At 65.4% G+C, this 17,628-nt stretch carries 18 protein-coding genes; 8 read left to right on the forward strand and 10 right to left on the reverse strand.

The features are described 5' to 3' along the window. Positions 1–145: 145 nt before the first annotated feature. Positions 146–355, reverse strand: a complete 210-nt coding sequence (locus ACT86A_RS12115; RefSeq protein WP_445092169.1) for a DUF397 domain-containing protein — start codon at positions 353–355, stop codon at positions 146–148. 426 nt (positions 356–781) lie between these two features. On the opposite strand from ACT86A_RS12115, the gene ACT86A_RS12120 reads away from it, so the two are divergent. From ACT86A_RS12120 to ACT86A_RS12130, 3 genes are read left to right on the forward strand one after another with little or no spacing between them, the layout of a single operon-like run. Then, positions 782–1,264, forward strand: coding sequence for a DUF309 domain-containing protein (locus ACT86A_RS12120; protein ID WP_445092170.1), 483 nt, complete (start codon positions 782–784; stop codon positions 1,262–1,264). A gap of 56 nt (positions 1,265–1,320) precedes the next feature. After that, the gene (gluQRS, locus tag ACT86A_RS12125; protein WP_445092171.1) at positions 1,321–2,238 is read left to right on the forward strand and encodes a tRNA glutamyl-Q(34) synthetase GluQRS; all 918 of its coding nucleotides are present in this window, start codon (positions 1,321–1,323) and stop codon (positions 2,236–2,238) included. A gap of 46 nt (positions 2,239–2,284) precedes the next feature. Continuing rightward, entirely contained in the window at positions 2,285–3,019 is a 735-nt protein-coding gene (locus ACT86A_RS12130; RefSeq protein WP_445092172.1) for an RDD family protein, read from the forward strand. A gap of 75 nt (positions 3,020–3,094) precedes the next feature. Here ACT86A_RS12130 and ACT86A_RS12135 read toward each other — a convergent pair whose 3' ends face one another. After that, entirely contained in the window at positions 3,095–3,610 is a 516-nt protein-coding gene (locus ACT86A_RS12135) for a DUF4190 domain-containing protein (protein ID WP_445092173.1), read from the reverse strand. Between the two features lie 29 nt (positions 3,611–3,639). Here ACT86A_RS12135 and ACT86A_RS12140 point away from each other — a divergent pair, with 29 nt between their 5' ends. After that, positions 3,640–4,419, forward strand: a complete 780-nt coding sequence (locus ACT86A_RS12140) for a queuosine precursor transporter (protein ID WP_445092174.1) — start codon at positions 3,640–3,642, stop codon at positions 4,417–4,419. Positions 4,420–4,715: 296 nt separating this feature from the next. Here the strand turns inward: ACT86A_RS12140 and tgt are convergent, their stop codons facing one another. From tgt to ACT86A_RS12165, 5 genes are all read right to left on the reverse strand, one after another. Beyond that, positions 4,716–5,954 (reverse strand): tRNA guanosine(34) transglycosylase Tgt, encoded by a 1,239-nt coding sequence (gene tgt / locus ACT86A_RS12145; RefSeq protein WP_445092175.1) that lies wholly within the window; start codon positions 5,952–5,954, stop codon positions 4,716–4,718. 71 nt (positions 5,955–6,025) lie between these two features. Further along, positions 6,026–7,927 carry an ABC transporter ATP-binding protein gene (locus ACT86A_RS12150; protein ID WP_445092176.1) on the reverse strand — a complete coding sequence of 634 codons (1,902 nt, stop codon included), beginning with the start codon at positions 7,925–7,927 and terminating at the stop codon, positions 6,026–6,028. Positions 7,928–8,065: 138 nt separating this feature from the next. Continuing rightward, positions 8,066–9,799 (reverse strand): ABC transporter ATP-binding protein, encoded by a 1,734-nt coding sequence (locus tag ACT86A_RS12155; protein WP_445092177.1) that lies wholly within the window; start codon positions 9,797–9,799, stop codon positions 8,066–8,068. Between the two features lie 79 nt (positions 9,800–9,878). Next, positions 9,879–10,394, reverse strand: a complete 516-nt coding sequence (locus tag ACT86A_RS12160; RefSeq protein ID WP_445092178.1) for an RrF2 family transcriptional regulator — start codon at positions 10,392–10,394, stop codon at positions 9,879–9,881. A 39-nt stretch (positions 10,395–10,433) separates the two neighbouring features. Beyond that, positions 10,434–11,027: a TetR/AcrR family transcriptional regulator gene (locus ACT86A_RS12165; protein ID WP_445092179.1), complete on the reverse strand. Its 594-nt coding sequence runs from the start codon at positions 11,025–11,027 to the stop codon at positions 10,434–10,436. A gap of 203 nt (positions 11,028–11,230) precedes the next feature. On the opposite strand from ACT86A_RS12165, the gene ACT86A_RS12170 reads away from it, so the two are divergent. Continuing rightward, positions 11,231–13,525: an MMPL family transporter gene (locus ACT86A_RS12170; RefSeq protein WP_445092180.1), complete on the forward strand. Its 2,295-nt coding sequence runs from the start codon at positions 11,231–11,233 to the stop codon at positions 13,523–13,525. 128 nt (positions 13,526–13,653) lie between these two features. Here ACT86A_RS12170 and ACT86A_RS12175 read toward each other — a convergent pair whose 3' ends face one another. Continuing rightward, complete coding sequence (locus ACT86A_RS12175) at positions 13,654–13,845, reverse strand: hypothetical protein (protein ID WP_445092181.1); 192 nt, start codon at positions 13,843–13,845, stop codon at positions 13,654–13,656. Positions 13,846–13,961: 116 nt separating this feature from the next. Then, entirely contained in the window at positions 13,962–14,162 is a 201-nt protein-coding gene (locus tag ACT86A_RS12180; RefSeq protein ID WP_445092182.1) for a hypothetical protein, read from the reverse strand. Between the two features lie 172 nt (positions 14,163–14,334). Between ACT86A_RS12180 and ACT86A_RS12185 the strand changes: the two genes are divergently transcribed. The 3 genes from ACT86A_RS12185 (at position 14,335) to ACT86A_RS12195 (ending at position 17,148) form a co-directional block, all read left to right on the forward strand. After that, a complete protein-coding gene (locus ACT86A_RS12185; protein ID WP_445092183.1) occupies positions 14,335–14,646 on the forward strand; it encodes a DUF6191 domain-containing protein in 312 nt (103 codons plus the stop codon). 150 nt (positions 14,647–14,796) lie between these two features. Then, on the forward strand, positions 14,797–16,185 hold the full coding sequence (locus tag ACT86A_RS12190; RefSeq protein ID WP_445092184.1) for an amidohydrolase family protein: 1,389 nt from the start codon (positions 14,797–14,799) through the stop codon (positions 16,183–16,185). Between the two features lie 9 nt (positions 16,186–16,194). Then, positions 16,195–17,148, forward strand: coding sequence for an antibiotic biosynthesis monooxygenase (locus ACT86A_RS12195; protein WP_445092185.1), 954 nt, complete (start codon positions 16,195–16,197; stop codon positions 17,146–17,148). Here ACT86A_RS12195 and ACT86A_RS12200 read toward each other — a convergent pair whose 3' ends face one another. Further along, the gene (locus tag ACT86A_RS12200) at positions 17,149–17,604 is read right to left on the reverse strand and encodes a deaminase (protein ID WP_445092186.1); all 456 of its coding nucleotides are present in this window, start codon (positions 17,602–17,604) and stop codon (positions 17,149–17,151) included. Between the last annotated feature and the right edge of the window lie 24 nt (positions 17,605–17,628).

Genomic DNA, 17,628 nt, shown 5'->3' on the forward strand with positions numbered 1-17,628 from the left:
GTTCGACGGCACCAAATGTCATCCAGCACCCGTCTGTCATCCGACACCCCGCAGGTCATCCGACAAACCACCGAAACACCGCGAAGGCCCCGAGTCCACGCGACCCGGGGCCCGCTTTGCCTGTTAAGGCGGTTTCCGTGCGGTGTTATCCGCGCCGGAACTCCCCCGCCGAGACGCCTGCTAGGAACGCATCCCACACGCCCGGCACGAAGGCCAAGACCGGGCCACGTCCGTTGTCCTTGGTGTCACGAACCGCGATGTTGCCATCCGTAAGGAAAGCGACTTCTACGCAGTTCCCATCCGGACCACTGTATGTGCTCTTGCGCCACACAGCGCCCGCCCAATCAACTTCCACGGCACTAGCTCCTTTGCTGCGTCGAGAGCGAGATAGATTTCTCCTGACATCGTTTCAGCTAGCATCGGCACTCGGCTGAAAGCCGAATCCCGCAGTGCGCCCTTTGGCGGCACACACTTTCCCGGTGCGTCGATATTGCACATCGACTTCGAGAGGAAATTAACCTCGCGCGGGGCCTGTCCCCGCGCGGTAACCCTAGCAGGTTCATCGAAAGTTTGCCCATCTCTTGCCTATTCAATCATCGGAGCTACACATGCTTGCTCAGTAATATGGTTGCGGAAAAATTGCCAGAGAGTGGCATCAATTCTTCGCACTGGCGTACCAAAATCTTTTTGACGGATGTGATTGCCCTGTTATCGGTCGATATTCGCCGACCATCACGGCCCGCATCGACCTCGTCGCCGGGGGCCGTGCATCATGGAACCCATGGTCGAACGCGATCGCGACGACGCAGGTCGCGCACGTAACGCCCGCCCGCGCGACCGCCTCGGGCGTCCACTGCCGCCGGGCAGTACCGGAGTTGCCCGAATTCCGGATGATCTCGATCTGTCACCCCAGCAAACGTTGACCTTCGCTCAGCAACTGCTGGACGAGGGTCTGGCTTTCAATGCGCATGAGGTTTTAGAGGCCGCATGGAAGAACGGGCCGTTCGCCGAGCGGATGCTGTGGCAGGCACTCGCACAGTTCGCTGTCGGTCTCACCCACATACAGCGCGGCAATCCCAAAGGGGCGCGTACACTCCTCGCCCGCGCCGTGTCCCGGCTGAACGCCTATCATCCGGAGAAAGACGAGGTGCCCTACGACATTGATCGAACCGGGCTGGTGATCCACGCCGAAGCTCTCCTCGCCGCGCTGGCGGCCGGCGAAGCGCCGTCGGAAGCCGAGCTGAGGCCGCAGCTGCGCGGCTGATCGTCGCACTCCTACCATGGCAGAAGTGCGCATCTGCTCCTTCACCAGTCGAGCCCGTGGCTGAGCCGGGTGCGGGCCGGTACGCGCCGAGTCCGTCTGGGGACCTGCACCTGGGCAATCTCCGCACCGCGCTACTGGCCTGGGCGTTCGCCCGCTCGAGCGGTCGGCGTTTCGTGCTGCGGATCGATGATCTGGATCGGGTGCGGCCCGGCGCCGAGCAGCGGCAGCTCGATGATCTCGCCGCGGTCGGCGTGGACTGGGACGGCCCCGTGGTACGTCAGTCCGAACGGCGACCGCTCTACGAAGCCGCCATCGAACGTCTCACCGCTGCCGGCCTCACCTACGAATGCTTCTGCACCCGAAGGGAAGTTCAGAAGGCAGCGACAGCGCCGCACGGGCCGATGGGCGCCTACCCCGGCACCTGCCGCGAACTGACCGAGCCGGAGCGCATCCGGTTGCGCGCCGAGGGCCGCCCTGCCGCGCTGCGGTTGCGCGCGACGGTCACCGAATTCGAGGTGCATGACGCCCTGCACGGCTGCTATCGCGGCCCGGTCGACGACGTGGTGCTGCGCCGCGGCGACGGCGTTGCGGCCTACAACCTCGCGGTCGTCGTGGACGACGCCGCGCAGGATGTCGACCAAGTGGTACGCGGAGACGACCTGCTGCCGTCGACACCGCGGCAGGCCTACCTCGCGACACTGCTCGGCCTTCCGGTGCCGCACTACGCCCATGTGCCGCTGGTGCTCAATCCGGCGGGACGGCGGCTGGCGAAACGGGATGGCGCGGTTACACTTACCGACTGGCGGGCGCTCGGCAACACACCCGGGGAAGTCGTTTCGGCACTCGCCGCTTCACTCGGCTACATCGCGACATCGTCATCCGAGCTACTCGCCCGATTCGATCCCCGGCGGCTGCCCCGTGAACCGTGGATACTCGACGTGAATGGGTTGTTGCAACACAGCCGATGTCCGTAACGTACGCATCGTCCAACTACTGATCAATCGACGAGGACAAACAACTATGACAAGCGGTGGGTACGACCCCAACCAGTATCCGCAGGGCGGGCAGCCGTATGGGCAGCCGTATCCGCAAGGCGGCGACCAGTACGGGCAGCAGCCGCAATACGGCCAGCAGCCCCAATACGGACAGCAGCCTCCGCAGTACGGGCAGCAGCCCCAGTACGGGCAGCAGCCGCAGTACGGGCAGCAGCCTCCGCAATACGGGCAGCAGCCTCCGCAATACGGGCAGCAGCCCCAGTACGGGCAGCAGCCGCAGCAAGGGCAGGACCCCTACGGTCAGTACCCACAGCAGCCCGGGTTCGACAACTATGGCGGACAGGCGGGCGACCTCGGCACCCGTATCGGGGCGCGCGTCATCGACGCGATCATCCTGGCGATCCCCTATTTCATCCTGTACGCCCTGGTCAGCCGCTCCACCGTCCTCACCATCGGGCTCGGTGTGGTCTGGACCCTGGTGCAGCTCGGCTACTTCGTCGGCCTGGAGACCTCGCAGGGCACCACGCTCGGCAAGAAGATCCTGGGACTGAAGGTGCTCGCCCCCGGCGGCGCCGCCAAGATCGACCCGGCCACCTCGCTGAAGCGCAACATCTTCGTCGCCGCGAACATCATTCCGTGCGTCGGCTCCCTGGTCTCGCTCGGCCTGGCGATCTACATCATGGTCACCATCTCCCAGGACCCGAACAAGCAGGGCTGGCACGACAAGTTCGCCGGCGGCACCCAGGTCGTCAAGGCCTGAGCTGCGCCAGCCGCACGAACACGCAGGGGCGCACCCGAATCGGGTGCGCCCCTGTTGCTTCGTACAGCCGTTGCGCTACGAGCTCGTAGTGCCGGCGATGATCACGACGACGAACCACAGTATGCCGAGCACGAACGCGCCGACACCGATCCAGATGCCCGCGAGCGCCATTCCACGCCCCTCCTGGCCGGACTGCTTGACCTGGTTCAGTGCTACCACCCCGAGGATGATGCCGACGATCGAGCCGAGCCCACAGGTGACGAACCCGACCAGGGACGAGATCAGCGCGCCGATCGCCATGCCGTTGGTGCCCTGCACCGGGGCGCCGTACGGCTGGTAGGGGCTCTGGTAGCCGTAGCTCGGCTGCGGATACGGCTGCGCCGGCTGCTGATACGAGGGGTACTGCGGTTGCGGAGGCGGCGTCATCGGCTGCGACGGTGGCTGCACCGGGTACTGCGGCGCCGACGGATAACCCGACGGCTGCTCGGCGCTCGGGTACTGCGGCACCGAACTCTGCGCACCGGACACCGGCGACACGCCTTGGCCGCCGTACTGCTTCCACCACTCGTCGGAATCGCCGGGATTCGTCATTGCTACAGCGTATTCCACAACCTGGTTGGATGATGCGGGTGAGTGAGTCGAAAACCACCGAAGAACACGGCGGGCCTGGACGCCCCGCGGACCATGCGGCATTTGCCCAGGTAGCGCGGGGGTACTACGCACCGATCGTGGCCCTGTTCACTGCGACCCTGATCATTTCCAATATCTGTGCCACCAAGGGGGTGGAGTTCCTCGGCGATCACTCGGTGTCGCTGGGACCCCTGCAAATCCTGCCCATCGCCACCGACGCAGCCTTCTTTCTGTTCCCGCTGGCCTACATCCTCGGCGATGTGCTCAGTGAGGTGTACGGCTTCCGCGCCACCCGGCGTGCGATCTACTACGGCTTCGCGGCCCTGCTGCTGACGGTCGTATGCTTCGCCATCGCGATCCAGCTGCCCGCCGCGAGCTTCTACGAGAACCAGGACGCATTCCGCACCGTCGTCGGGACGACGCCCCGGCTCGTCCTCGCGGGCCTGGCCGGATACTTCGTCGGACAGCTGCTGAACTCCGCCACGCTGGTGCTGATCAAGGAACGGACCAAGGAGAAACACCTGTGGGCCAGGCTGATCGGATCGACCGTGGTCGGCGAGTTCGGGGACACGCTGATCTTCTGCTCGATCGCCGCGGGCGCCATCGGTATCGACAGCTGGCAGCAGTTCGTGAACTACGTGATCGTCGGCTTCCTCTGGAAGACCCTCGCCGAAGTTCTTGTGCTTCCGATCACCTACCGCGTGATCGCCATCCTGAAGCAGCGCGAACCCACCTACGCCCCAACGGAAGTAGCCCCGCTGCAAGCCTGAGCTGTATTTTCGGCCGCGCGGGCGCGGCGGGCTCGCGGCCCCCTTGTGGCTCGCGTGCGAGCGACCGCCGCTGGCGACTTCGTCGCGGACGCGGCGGCCGCTCGCACGCGAGCCGGGCCGCGAACGGGGGAATGCTCGGTCTCGCTGCGCTCGAAAACGGAGGCCGGGCCGATGTGGTTGTGACACGTTGTCACCGCGGGATCTGGGTTCTCAGCACAGACAGCGGTTGCGGACAGGCGACCACCGGTGGCGACCTGAATGCAGGCTTGCCCGGCTCTGTTCGCGGAAGTTGCAGATCAATCACCGTTTCCGTGCCAGCGGCCCAATATTTCCGCCTTGTGCTCGTCGAAGTAGCCGCCCTCGATGCTCTGCCGGATGCGATCCACCAGGCGCACCGTGAATCGCTCGTTGTGGATGGTGCACAGCATGGCCGCGAGCATTTCCTTGGCCTTGAACAGGTGGTGGATGTAGGCGCGGGTGTAGTTGGCGCAGGTGTAGCAGTCGCAGGTCTCATCGATCGGAGTGAAGTCGCGACGGAAGCGGCTGGTATTGATGTTGAACCGGCCGGTGTCGACGTAGATCGCCGCGTTGCGAGCCACCCGGGACGGATTCACGCAGTCGAAGGTGTCCGCACCGTTCTCGATCGCGGTGAAGACGTCCTCCGGCTCGCTGATGCCCAGCATGTGCCGCGGTTTGTCCTCGGGCAGCTCGTCACAACACCAGCCGACGATGGCGCCCAGGTTGCGCTTCTCCAGCGCACCGCCGATACCGTAGCCGTCGAAACCCGTTCCTGCGCTTCCTCGAATCGATTCGAGTCCACGACAGGCTTTGCGGCGCAAGTCCTCGTATTGCGCGCCCTGGACGACAGCGAATAGTGCCTGGTATGGGCGGTGCGGTCGGGCCGAAGTCAGCCGCTCGTGTTCGTCGATGCAGCGCTGTGCCCACTCGTGCGTGCGCTGCACGGACCGCTCCTGGTAGGCGCGGGTGTTGAGCAGCGTGGTGAGCTCGTCGAAGGCGAACATGATGTCGGCGCCCAACTGGTGCTGGATGCCCATCGATACCTCGGGGGTGAACCGGTGCGCCGAGCCGTCCAGGTGCGAGCGGAACGTGACGCCGTCGTCGTCCACGGTGGCCAGCCGCTCCTTGCCCGCCGCGATCACGTCGTCACTGCGGACGTCGACCGCGTCCATCGCGAGCACCTTCTTGAATCCGACACCCAGCGACATCACCTGGAACCCGCCGCTGTCGGTGAAGGTCGGCCCCGGCCAGTTCATGAAGGAGCCGAGCCCGCCCGCTTCGTCCACGATGTCGGCGCCCGGCTGCAGGTAGAGGTGGTAAGCATTGGCCAGCACTGCCTGGGCGCCGAGGTCGCGCATGGTTTCCGGCAGTACCGCCTTGACCGTCGCCTTGGTGCCCACCGGAATGAACGCGGGCGTGGCGATCGGCCCGTGCGGCGTACCGATCACACCGGACCGGCCGTGCCGCCCAGCCAGACGAGTACCGACGGTGAAGGAGAAGGATTCGGGACCGGCCACCCCGCTATCCTCGCAGCTGCCCCTGCCCCGACCCCACCAGGCCACCGGACAGCCGCCACGACACCCTCGAATTACACAGCGGCGAACTGGGCGTTGTAGAGCCGGTAGTACGCCCCGCGCTCGCCGAGCAAACGCTCGTGCGTGCCGTGCTCCACGATCCGGCCCGATTCCATGACGACGATCAAGTCGGCGTCGCGAATGGTGGACAGTCGATGGGCGATGACGAAGCTGGTGCGGTCCCGGCGCAACGCCGCGGTGGCGTGTTGCACCAGCAGTTCGGTGCGGGTGTCCACGGAACTGGTGGCTTCGTCCAGGATCAGGATCGATGGTTTGGCCAGGAACGCGCGGGCGATGGTGATCAGTTGCTTCTCGCCCGCGCTGACGCCGGATCCCTCTTCGTCGATGATCGTGTCGTAGCCGTCGGGTAGCGCGTGTACGAAACGGTCCACGTAGGCCGCGCGCGCGGCGGCGAGGATTTCTTGCTCGCCGGCGTTGGGGTTGCCATAGGCGATGTTCTCCCGGATGGTGCCGCGGAACAGCCAGGTGTCCTGCAACACCATGCCGATGCGCGAGCGCAGGTGGTCCCGGGTGAGCTGGGTGATATCCACGCCGTCGACGGTGATCGCGCCCGCGTCCAGTTCGTAGAACCGCATGAGCAGGTTCACCAACGTGGTCTTGCCCGCACCGGTCGGGCCGACAATCGCCACCACATGTCCGGGCTCGGCCACCAGCGAAAGCCGCTCGATCACCGGCTTGTCCGGTTCGTAGCGGAACGAGACGGCCTCGAACTCCACCCGGCCACGATCGACCGGACGGACGTTGTCCATCACCGGGTCCGGGGTTTGCTCCTCGGCGTCGAGGATCTCGAAGATCCGCTCGGCCGAGGCGACGCCGGATTGCAACAGATTGGCCATCGCGCCGAGCTGGGTCAACGGCTGGCTGAACTGCCTGGAGTACTGGATGAATGCCTGCACTTCGCCGAGCGAGAGGGTGCCCGTCGCCACCTTGAGCCCGCCGACCAGCGCGACCAGCACGAAATTCACGTTCCCGAGGAACATGATCGCGGGCATGATCAAACCCGAGATGAACTGCGCTCTGAAGCTGGCCTGGTAGAGGTCCTGGTTGCGCTTGTCGAACTCCGCGCCGACCTCGCGGTTGCGACCGAACGCGGTGACCACCTCGTGCCCGGTGTAGGCCTCCTCGACCTGAGCGTTCACCAAGCCGGTGTATTTCCACTGGTTGACGAAGTGCGGCTTGGAGCGTTTCGCGATCTGTGCGGTGACCACGATGGCGGCGGGCACGGTGAGCAGTGCGATCACCGCGAGCACCCACGAGATCCACACCATCATGATCAGGATGCCGAGCACCGAGAACACCGCGTTCAGCAGCTGGCTCATGGTCTGCTGCAAGCTCTGCGACACGTTGTCCACGTCGTTGGTCACCCGGCTGAGCACGTCACCGCGCGGCGCGGAATCGAAGTAGCGCAACGGAAGTCGATGGATTTTGTCCTCGACGTCGCTGCGCAGCCGCTTCACCGTGCGGTTGATCACGATATTGAGCAGATATCCCTGCAACCAGCTGAAGACTGCCGCGCCGAGGTAGAGCACGAGCACCAGCGCGAGCACCCGGCCGACCGCACCGAAGTCCACACCCACCCCCGGCACCACGTTCATGGCGCTGAGCATGTCGGCGAAAGTGTTGTCGCCCTTGGCTCGCAACGCTTCTATCGCCTGGTCTTTGCTGATTCCCGCGGGGAGCTGCTCGCCGACCACACCGTCGAAGACCAGGTTGGTGGCCTTGCCGAGGATGTAGGGCCCGAGGGTGTTCAGCACCACCGAGGCGATGACGAGCGCCACGATCAGTCCGACGGAGACCCGCTCCGGCGCGAGCCTGTGCAGCAGACGTTTGAGGGAGGGTCCGAACGCCTTCGCTTTGGCCCCCGGCGCACCGGGACTGGGCATTCCTGGTCTCATCGCGCCTCCTGCACCCTGCGGGACACCCGCACCCGATCGGCGCGACAAGACGCTTCGCAATTGTCTCTCATCGCGCCTCCTGCACCCTGCGGGACACCCGCACCCGATCGGCGCGACAAGACGCTTCGCAATTGTCTCTCATCGCGCCTCCTCCGCACTCAGCTGCGACTCGACGATCTCGCGGTACTCCGAGCAGTCCCGGATCAGCTGCTCATGGGTGCCGACGCCGACCAGCTCGCCGTCCTCGAGCACCAGGATCTGATCCGCGTCACGGATGGTGGCGATGCGCTGGGCCACGATGAGCACCGAGGCATCGGCGGTCGCGGGTTTCAGTGCCTCGCGCAGTCTGGCGTCGGTGGCGACGTCGAGCGCGGAGAACGAGTCGTCGAACAGGTACACCCTCGGCTTCTTCACCAGCGCTCGGGCGATGGCAAGCCGCTGGCGTTGGCCACCGGAGACCGTGATTCCGCCCTGTGCGACCGGGGTCCGCAATCCTTCCGGCATCTCCCGGACGAAATCCGCGGCCTGAGCGATCTCCAGAGCGTGCCATAGTTCCTCGTCTGTGGCGTCCGGGTTGCCATAGCGCAAGTTGCTCGCGATGGTTCCGGAGAACAGGTACGCCTTTTGCGGTACGAGCCCGATCTGCGCGCGCAACAGTGCCAAGTCGAGGTGGCGGACGTCGGTGCCGCCGAGGTAGACCGCGCCGTCGGTGACGTCCATCAGCCGTGGGATGAGGTTGACCAACGTGGTCTTGCCCGCACCGGTAGAGCCGACGATCGCGGTGGTCGTTCCCGGCCGCGCCTGGAACCGAATGGCTTTGAGCACCGGCTTCTCCGCGCCGGGAAAGGCGAATTCGGCGAACTGGACGTCCACGATGGCCGGGTCGTCGGTGAACGGCTGCGGCAGTCGCGGCGGGTGGACCGAGGATTCGGTGTCGAGCACCTCGCCGATCCGGTCGGCGGAGACCGCCGCGCGCGGCGCCATCATGGCCAAGAAGGAGGCCATCATCACGGCCATCAGGATCTGCATGATGTAGGACAGCATCGCGGTGAGCGAGCCGATCTGCATGTGCCCGGCGTCGATCGCGCGCCCGCCGAACCAGATCACCGCGACGGCGGTGATGTTGCTGATCAGCATGACGGTCGGGAACATCAGCGCCATCAACCGGCCGACACGCAGCGCGGTATCGGTCAGTTCGGTGTTGGCCAGGCCGAATCGCCAGGTCTCCTGCCGCTCCCGCACGAACGCTCGGACCACGCGGATACCGGTGATCTGCTCGCGCAGGACCCGATTCACCTCGTCGATCCTGGCCTGCATGGCGCGGAAGCCGGGCACCATTTTGGAGATCAGCACGGCCATCGACAGACCCAACGCGGGCACCGCGATGAGCAGCAGCCAGGACAGGCCGAGATCCTCGCGCAGCGCCATGATGATGCCGCCGACGCACATGATCGGCGCCATCACCAGAATGGTCGCCGACATCACGATGAGCAGCTGCACCTGCTGAATATCGTTGGTATTGCGGGTGATCAGCGAGGGCGCGCCGAACATCCCCACTTCGCGCGCGGAGAACGTGCCGACCCGGTGCAGTACCGCGCCGCGCAGATCCCGGCCCGCGCCCATCGCGGCCTGCGCGCCGTAATAGACCGAGGAAGCCGAGGCGACGATCTGCACGCCGGAGACCGCGAGCATCCACAGGCCAGTGGTCCAGATGTAGCCGAGATCACCTTTGGTGACACCGTTGTCGATCAGGTCCGCGTTCAGACTCGGCAGGTACAGCATCGCGATGACGGAAATCAGCTGAAGCGCAACGACCCCCGCCAGCTGGGCGCGGTAGGGGTACAGATGCGTGCGGAGCAGTCTGATCAGCATGATGAATCGCAGGCTACCGGCAATCGGCCCGATCCGTCATGAGGATTCCTGACCAGCATGAATGTCCTCCTGTCCAGCATTATCTTCGCGCCCAGGCGCCAGGGTCCTCGGTCAGCGCCTCGACGAATCCGGGCAATCGGTTGTGCGCGATGTCATCGATGGTCACGTTCTCCAGCACCGCACGGATATTGACCCGCAGCGCGATCCACACCCGCTGCAACGACTCGGCCGAGCCGCGATAGCGCACATCCTCGGGTCGTGCGCCGCGCACCGACGCGAGCGGGCCCTCGATCGCGCGGATAACGTCGGCGATGGAGATCTCCGCGGCGGGCCGGGCCAGCCAGTAGCCGCCTTCCGGGCCGCGTCTGCTGATCACCAGATCGGCGCGGCGAAGCTCGCCGAGTACGGACTCCAGCACCTTGGGCGCAATCCCCTGGGCGGTGGCGATCGCCTCGGCCTTGACCGCCTCGGCCTTGACCACTGCGGCCTGCACCAAGGGTGTGCCACCCCCAGCCACGGACTGATCCAGCGGCGGCGCACTGGCGATTTCGAGCAGCGTCCGCACCGCGTAATCGACCTTCGCGGTGATGTGCACAGCGGTGACTCCTGGCGTGGGGCGACGGGTAGCTCGAATCTACGCGGCGCCGCCGGCGCCGAGCACACAGGTTGCCGCGTCCAGCAGGGTGGACTCGACGAGGGAGTCGCCCGCGCCGGGCGCCAGTTCTTTGGAGATCAGTGCCACGCCGATCACCTCCAGCGCCGCGCTGGCGCGCAGTTTCGCCTCCGCGGTGGCTTCCGGTCCGGCCAGCCAGACGCGCACCGCCTGATGGGCCTCTATCAAGTCCGGATAGCGGTCGGCCATGGCGTTGATGATGGCCAGCGTGTCGCGCACGAGCAGCACTCCGGCGTCGCGGTGATGAATAAGGCCGCGCAGATAGGTCTGCAGAACCAGACGGATACCAGCCGCGTCGTGCTGCACATCGTCGAGCTTGTCGACGACGGAGCGCATGTGGTCCACGATCGGATCAATGATCGCCAAGAGCAGATCGAGCTTCGAAGCGTAGTGATAGTAGAGCGACGCCTTTGTGATTCCCACCGCATCGGCGACCTCGCGCAAGCTCGTCTGCTCGAATCCTTTGACCCCGAACAGCTTTACCGCAGCATCGCGAATTGCAACTTTAGTTCGCCCACCTGGGGAAACAGGGCCAGGTGCGGCAGGGACAACCATTCGACGATCCTCTCATCACTCGTCAGGCCCAGCGCACACCGCCCGTAAAGTAGAGGTTGTATCTCCACTTAGGTACTGGGTAGTCTACCTACCGCACGGTAGGCAGAAGCGTCAGTGGCGGCGGGGACGTGCGCGACGCCCCGCGAGTGCTGTCTACACGCACAAACCAGCACGATCCCAGTCACCGCTAGGAGAAACCTCTCGTGTCCGTTTATCTCTATAGATGGGGAAAGTTCGCTTTCCGCCGGAAATGGATAGTCCTTCCCGTCTGGCTCCTGTTGTTCGTGCTCCTCGGCGGCCTGGGCACCCAGCTCAGCAAGCCGATGAGCAACGACTTCAGCATGCCGGACCTGCCCTCCGCCCGGGCCACCGAAATCCTCGACAAGCACTTCCCCGGCATGTCCGCCACGTTCAAATTCGACGCGGTCACCGGCACCTATGTCATCGCCGCGCCGACGGGACAGAAGCTGACCGACCCGGCCAACCGCGCGGCGATGGACGCCTTCATCGCCAAGCTCGGCCAACTCGACCTGGTCGACCACGCCAAGCCGGTCGGCAACCCGATCGAAGCGGCCGAGAAGATGGGCTGCCTGACCAACCCCGACCCGGCGCAGTGCAGCGGCGCACCACTGAACGTGCTGAGCAAGACCGCGCCGCAAACCGTGGCGGTGGTCAACGTCCCGTTCACGATCAAAAAGTTCACCGACGTGACCGACCAGGATCGTACGGCGGCCTACGACGTGGCCGCCGACGCCCGCACTGCCGGGCTCACGGTGGAAATGAGCGGCTCGATCGCGCAGAAGCAGGAGGGCCCCAGCGGTAAGTCCGAACTGATCGGCATGGGTGTCGCACTGGTCGTGATGATTGTGGCGTTCGGCGCCATCGTCGCCGCGTTCGTGCCGATCGCCACGGCGATCGTCGGCCTCGGCGCGGCCACCTCGCTGATCATGCTCGGTACCTCGGTGATCGAGGTCCCCAGCTTCACCACGTTCCTCGCCTCGATGATCGGGATCGCGCTGTCCATCGACTACGCGCTGTTCATCGTGTCCCGGTACAAGCACGAACTGGCGGTGCAGGATTCGCCGGAGGAGGCGGCCGGCACCGCGCTCGGCACGGCCGGTTCCGCGGTGGTGTTCGCCGGCCTGACGGTCATCATCGCTCTGACCGGCCTCAGCATCGTCGGTGTCGAGTTCCTGACCTTCATGGGCCTGGGTGGCGCGATCGCCGCCGGCTTCGCGGTGCTCACCGCGATCACGCTGATGCCGGCGCTGCTCGGCGCGTTCGGCCGTTTCCTGTTCAAGCCCAAGCTGCCGCTGATCGCCCAGCACGACCCCGAGGACGACACCTCGATCACCAACGGCATGCGCGTCGGCCGACTGATCGGCCGGGCACCCTGGGTCACACTGCTGCTGAGCATCGTGGTCCTCGGCGCGCTCGCCGCGCCCGCCGCCGGCCTGACCCTCGGCCTGCCCGGCGAAGACAGCATGCCGAAGACCTCCACCATCCGGAAGGCCTACGAGCTGCGCACCGAAGGCTTCGGCGAAGGCAGCAACGGTGTGCTGAACGTGGCAGTCGACCTCAGCGGCGTCCCCGCCGAAAACCGGGAAGCAGCGGTCGGAGCGCTCCGTCAGAAGCTTGCCTCCTACCCGGACATGGACTACGTGACCGAGCCGCAGTGGAGTAAGGACCAGGCGGGTGCGCTGCTGAACGGCGTGCCGAAGTCCGGCCCCAACAACCAGGCCACCAAGGACCTGGTGCGCGACGCCCGGGAGGCCGAAGGCCAGCTGAAGGCGCAGTACGGCATCGAGTACGGCATCACCGGCGCCACCGCGATCTACGCCGACGTGGACCACGTCCTGCTCAGCAAGATCGTGCCCTACCTGGCGATCGTGGCGGGCGCGGCGTTCGTCTTGCTGATCCTGGTGTTCCGATCGATCCTGGTGCCACTCACCGCGGCGCTCGGCTTCCTGCTGTCGATGGCCGCGACCTTCGGCGCGACCGTCCTGATCTTCCAGGAAGGCAAGCTCGGCTTGATCGAGGACCCGCATCCGCTGGTCAGCTTCCTCCCGATCATGCTGATCGGCCTGGTGTTCGGGCTCGCGATGGATTACCAGGTCTTCCTGGTCACCCGGATGCGCGAGGAGTTCGTCCGAGGCAAGTCGGCCAAGGAGGCGGTGGTCTCCGGCTACCACCACGGCGCGCGCGTGGTGACCTCGGCGGCGATCATCATGATCTCGGTGTTCGGTTCGTTCCTGCTGGAAAGCGACGTGACGGCGAAGTCGTTCGGCTTCGCGCTGGCGGCGGGCGTGCTGCTGGACGCGTTCATCGTCCGCATGGTGCTGATCCCATCGCTGCTGGTGTTGATGGGCAAATGGTCGTGGTGGATGCCGAAGTGGCTCGACCGGATCCTGCCCGACATCGACGTGGAGGGGGCGAAGCTGCATGAGCTGCAGCGGCGTTCCACCGAAACGGCGCAGGTGCCGGTCGGCGTCAGCTGATCAGCAACTGTTTTCTCGGCCCCGCGCCCCGGATATCACCTCGGGGGCGGGGCCGAGCTCGTTTCCTGGGCCCAGCCGGTGGCGGGAGCCGCCCGCTCCGACTGATCAGTCCGCGGCGAGCGTGCCGGTCACCGGCTTGGTTCCGGCAGTTCGCAGGTGCCGACCTCGGGATTCACGCCGAGGTAATTGAGCGGTCCGGCCAGTGCCGTCACGGCGATGGTGCCCCATCGGGCACAGTCGGTCGGCGGCTGCTCGAAATCGTGCCGCTGAGCGGCGGCGAGCAGTCCGGTAGCCAGCCAGATCAGCAGCAGGAACCCCATAATCCGGGAGCCTGCGCCACGTCTGGGCGGCGTGCGAAATTGCTGGTCACGCATCTCATCGGTTCCTTCCGTGCTCCCCGAAAGCGGGGATACCCGGAATCTCCGACCGCTACCCGCTACGGGCTAGGTTGCGGGACATCGCAATCCGCGATCTTCGGGTTCACGCCCATGTAGTTGAGCGGTCCCGCGATGACCGTGACGGCGATCGTGCCGACACCGGCACAGTTCATCGGGCCACTGTCGAAATAGTGGCGCTGTGCCGCGGCGACCACGCCGATCAGCAACCAGATCAGGACGATGGCACTTCCGATTCTCATGGTTCTCTCGCGCATCACTACCGCGCGGGCTGTCCGACGACGCATGTGGCGTCACGACCTGCCCGCACTTCCGTATCAGGCGGATACCCCTGACAGCACTGAATATCCGCCCCGGAAGCATATTTCTCGACCTTGCCGGACCTCGGCCGCCGCGCTGGTACCTTCGGCCTACATGGCAGCGGTGTTGCAGTGGTCGGTTCCCGGCTGGGTCATCCTGCTCGTGCTCGTCGCTGTCTACGAGCTGACCGTGCACAAACGACGCAAGCGGCGTCGCACCCCGATCTCCGGTACGTTCACCGATGAGTTCACCGCGCTGTTCTACGGCACAAAACGCCTGGAACTCGACCACCGCGAGTCGGTGTCCATGCTGCGCGACGAGCAGAACCAAGGCGCTCCGCCGCTGGTCGGCGTCGACCTCGACCGTCACACGGTCGTCCTGCGCACAAACCACAGCATCGTCACCAGCCGGTCCACTCGAAAGTAGATAGCGCAGCCTGGGCACAAGTTTTATCGCGCCCGCGGCATTTCTCTTCCGGGACGTCTGGGCTCTTCCGCGGCGTCTGACTCTATTTCGTTCGATCCGCTGCCGTGGCGCGCCGACTTGTGTTCTCCTCGAAGAGTGAGCCAAGTCCACTTGGGGCACATTTTTCACATCGCCGGTAGCCCCGTTACCGGCGATGTGGCCGACGCGCTGGTCGCGATACCGGACGGGGCGCTGGTAATCGATGACGGTGGTCGCATCGTGTACTGCGGAACCAGCGCCGATATTCCGGACGACTACCGCGACGATGACGTGCACGACCATCGTCCGGGGTTCCTTCTGCCGGGGTTCGTCGACACCCACGTGCATTTCCCGCAGACCTTCGCAGGTGACGCATACGGTGGCGGTCAATTGCTGGAGTGGCTCGAGCTGTGCATCTATCCGGCGGAATCTCGTTACGCCGAACCAGAATTCGCGCAATTAGCTGCCGTCGAATTCTGCGAACGACGCATCGCGGCGGGCACCACAGCAGCGATGGTCTTCGGATCGGCCTTTCCCCATGCGCAAAACGCACTGTTCGCCGAGACCGAGCGCCGCGGTCTACGAATGGTCAGCGGACGCGGTATCCAAACAACCGGGGATCGGTCGGCGGCGCCGCTGATCACCACCGAGGACGACGCCATCCGCCTGACGATCGAAGAAATCGACCGGTGGCACGCCGCCGATACCGGCGATGTCGGTACCGCATTGCTGCAAGTGGCGGTAGTCCCGCGCTTCGCGCTGGCGGTCACTCGCGATACCTTGAAAAACCTTGGCGAACTGTACGATTCGGTGCGCGATCGGGGCGTCTATTTCCACAGCCATCTCAACGAGAACAATCGTCCGGGCACCGGGGAAGTCGACACCACCAAGCAGGTGTACGAGGTGGCTACCTACTTGGACACCTATGACGGGAAGTTCTTGCCGGGGTCGGCCGAGGGCGGTGAAAGCCTGCTCGGCAGGCGTAGCATCCTCGCCCACTGCGTGCACTGCCAGGACGTCGAACTGCGTCGAATGGCCGAGACCGGCACATCGATCGCACACTGCCCGGTTTCTCAGCAGTTCCTCGGCTCCGGCACGATGCCGTGGAAGCGGACGGTAGCGTCGGGCGTCACCGTGGCCGCCGGAACAGATTTCGGCGGCGGCGACAAATGGCACATCCCGCAGGTGCTGTCGGCTGCCTTCAAGGTGCACATTTCCGAGCCCGGCGAAAACGGAGTATCGATGCACCCGGCGGAAATGCTCTTCACGGGCACGCTGGCGGGCGCACGTGCCTTGGATATGGAAAGCCGATTCGGAAACTTCGATCTCGGCAAGGAAGCCGATTTCGTCGTGGTGGAGCCCGCGCGGGTACCGGCGCTGCAAAATACGCTGGCATACGGGATCCGTTCCGAAGACCCCATATTGGCGCGGGATCAGACGTTGTTCGCATTGCTGATGGGCCTGCGCGAGCCCGCTATCGCCGAGGTTTACGTGCGGGGTCGCCGCATCGGTCTCCACTAGAAGCCGTCGATGAACTCCGCCGCGACCGCCATCTCCCTCTTTCACCGCCCTACCGACGAGGTGGATTTTCGAGCCTGGCTGGATCGGATCGCCGAAATCGCCCAAACTGCCGAGGGATTCGTAGATGCCGCTGTGGCAGTAAGCGAATACCCGCAACTAGAGCCGGGTTTCAGCGTTACCTTTCGATCCGAACAACTACTGCACGATTTTCTGGACTCCGCCGAGCGGGCACGCTTGCTGGGTGCAGGTGAGTCGCTCGGATTTCGGCGCAAAAGCTCGGATCTGATCATCCTCGCAGGAGGCTCGCCGACACCGGGAATCGGGGTATTCCGGCACCGCGTCGCCCGCGGCAAGGAAGCCGAATTCGCGGCGACCGAAGCGCGGCTTGTCGCGGCGAGTTCGGAATTTCCGGGATTCGAGGGCGCCGCCCTCTTCCCGTCCGATGCTCGCGGGCGCTGGTTGTCCGTGCTCCGGTTCCGGACGGGAACTCAGTTGTCGGACTGGATGCGCTCGCAGGAACGCGCCGCCGCATTGCCGGAGTTGCGCTCGCAACTGACCGAGGACTTCACCGTGGATGCGCACACCACGCCGTTCGGGTCCACGGTGCGGACGGTCGACGGCGAGACCAGGATGACGCCGACCTGGAAGACCGCGATGCTGGTGCTGCTGGTGCTGTATCCGACCGTGATGACGCTGTCCAGGTTCCTCGGCCCAGTGCTGGACCGGTTCGGCGCACAACCGTGGTTGGCGATGTGGCTGAGCCAGATCGTCAGCGTGGGACTGATGAGCTACTTCCTGTCACCGGCGGTCGCCGCGTGGTTCCGGCGCTGGCTCGATCCGATCGACGGCGCGAGCCGACGAGCCAGCGCCGCCGGGGCCGCGGTCGTCGTCGTGCTCTACGCGCTGACGCTGCTGCTGTTCGCGTCGGTGCGCTGGTTGCAGTACTGGGACTACGACAACTAGCTAGGACAGGTCCAGGTGCCGGTTCATCGACATCGCCGCCTGCGCCAGGTCCGGAATCTCGATCACCGTGACGCCTGCCTGCCGCAGCTTTTCCACACCGACACAATTCGCGACGAACGTCGACGGCTCCCGCCATGCGATCACCACCACCGGGATACCGGCCCGCAGGATTCGGTCCGTGCACGGCAGTCGCTCCTTGGTCCCGCGTTCCGAGCACGGTTCCAGCGTGCTGTAGAGCGTCGCGCGCGACAGTCTGGGGTCGGCCGCGTCGAGCTTGCCCAGCGCGGCCTCTTCCGCGTGCTCCTTCGGGTCGTTCTCGCGCGAGTAGCCGGTGGATATCTCCGCGCCGTCGGCCACGATCACCGCGCCCACCGAGAACGCGCCCTCGACCACCGGGCACCGGCGCGCGAGTTCGATCGCCCGGCTCATCCAGTAGTGATGGTCCAGATCGCTCACCACCCGACCTCCTTCCGGCGTAGG

The organism is Nocardia glycosmidis, from assembly GCF_052545115.1.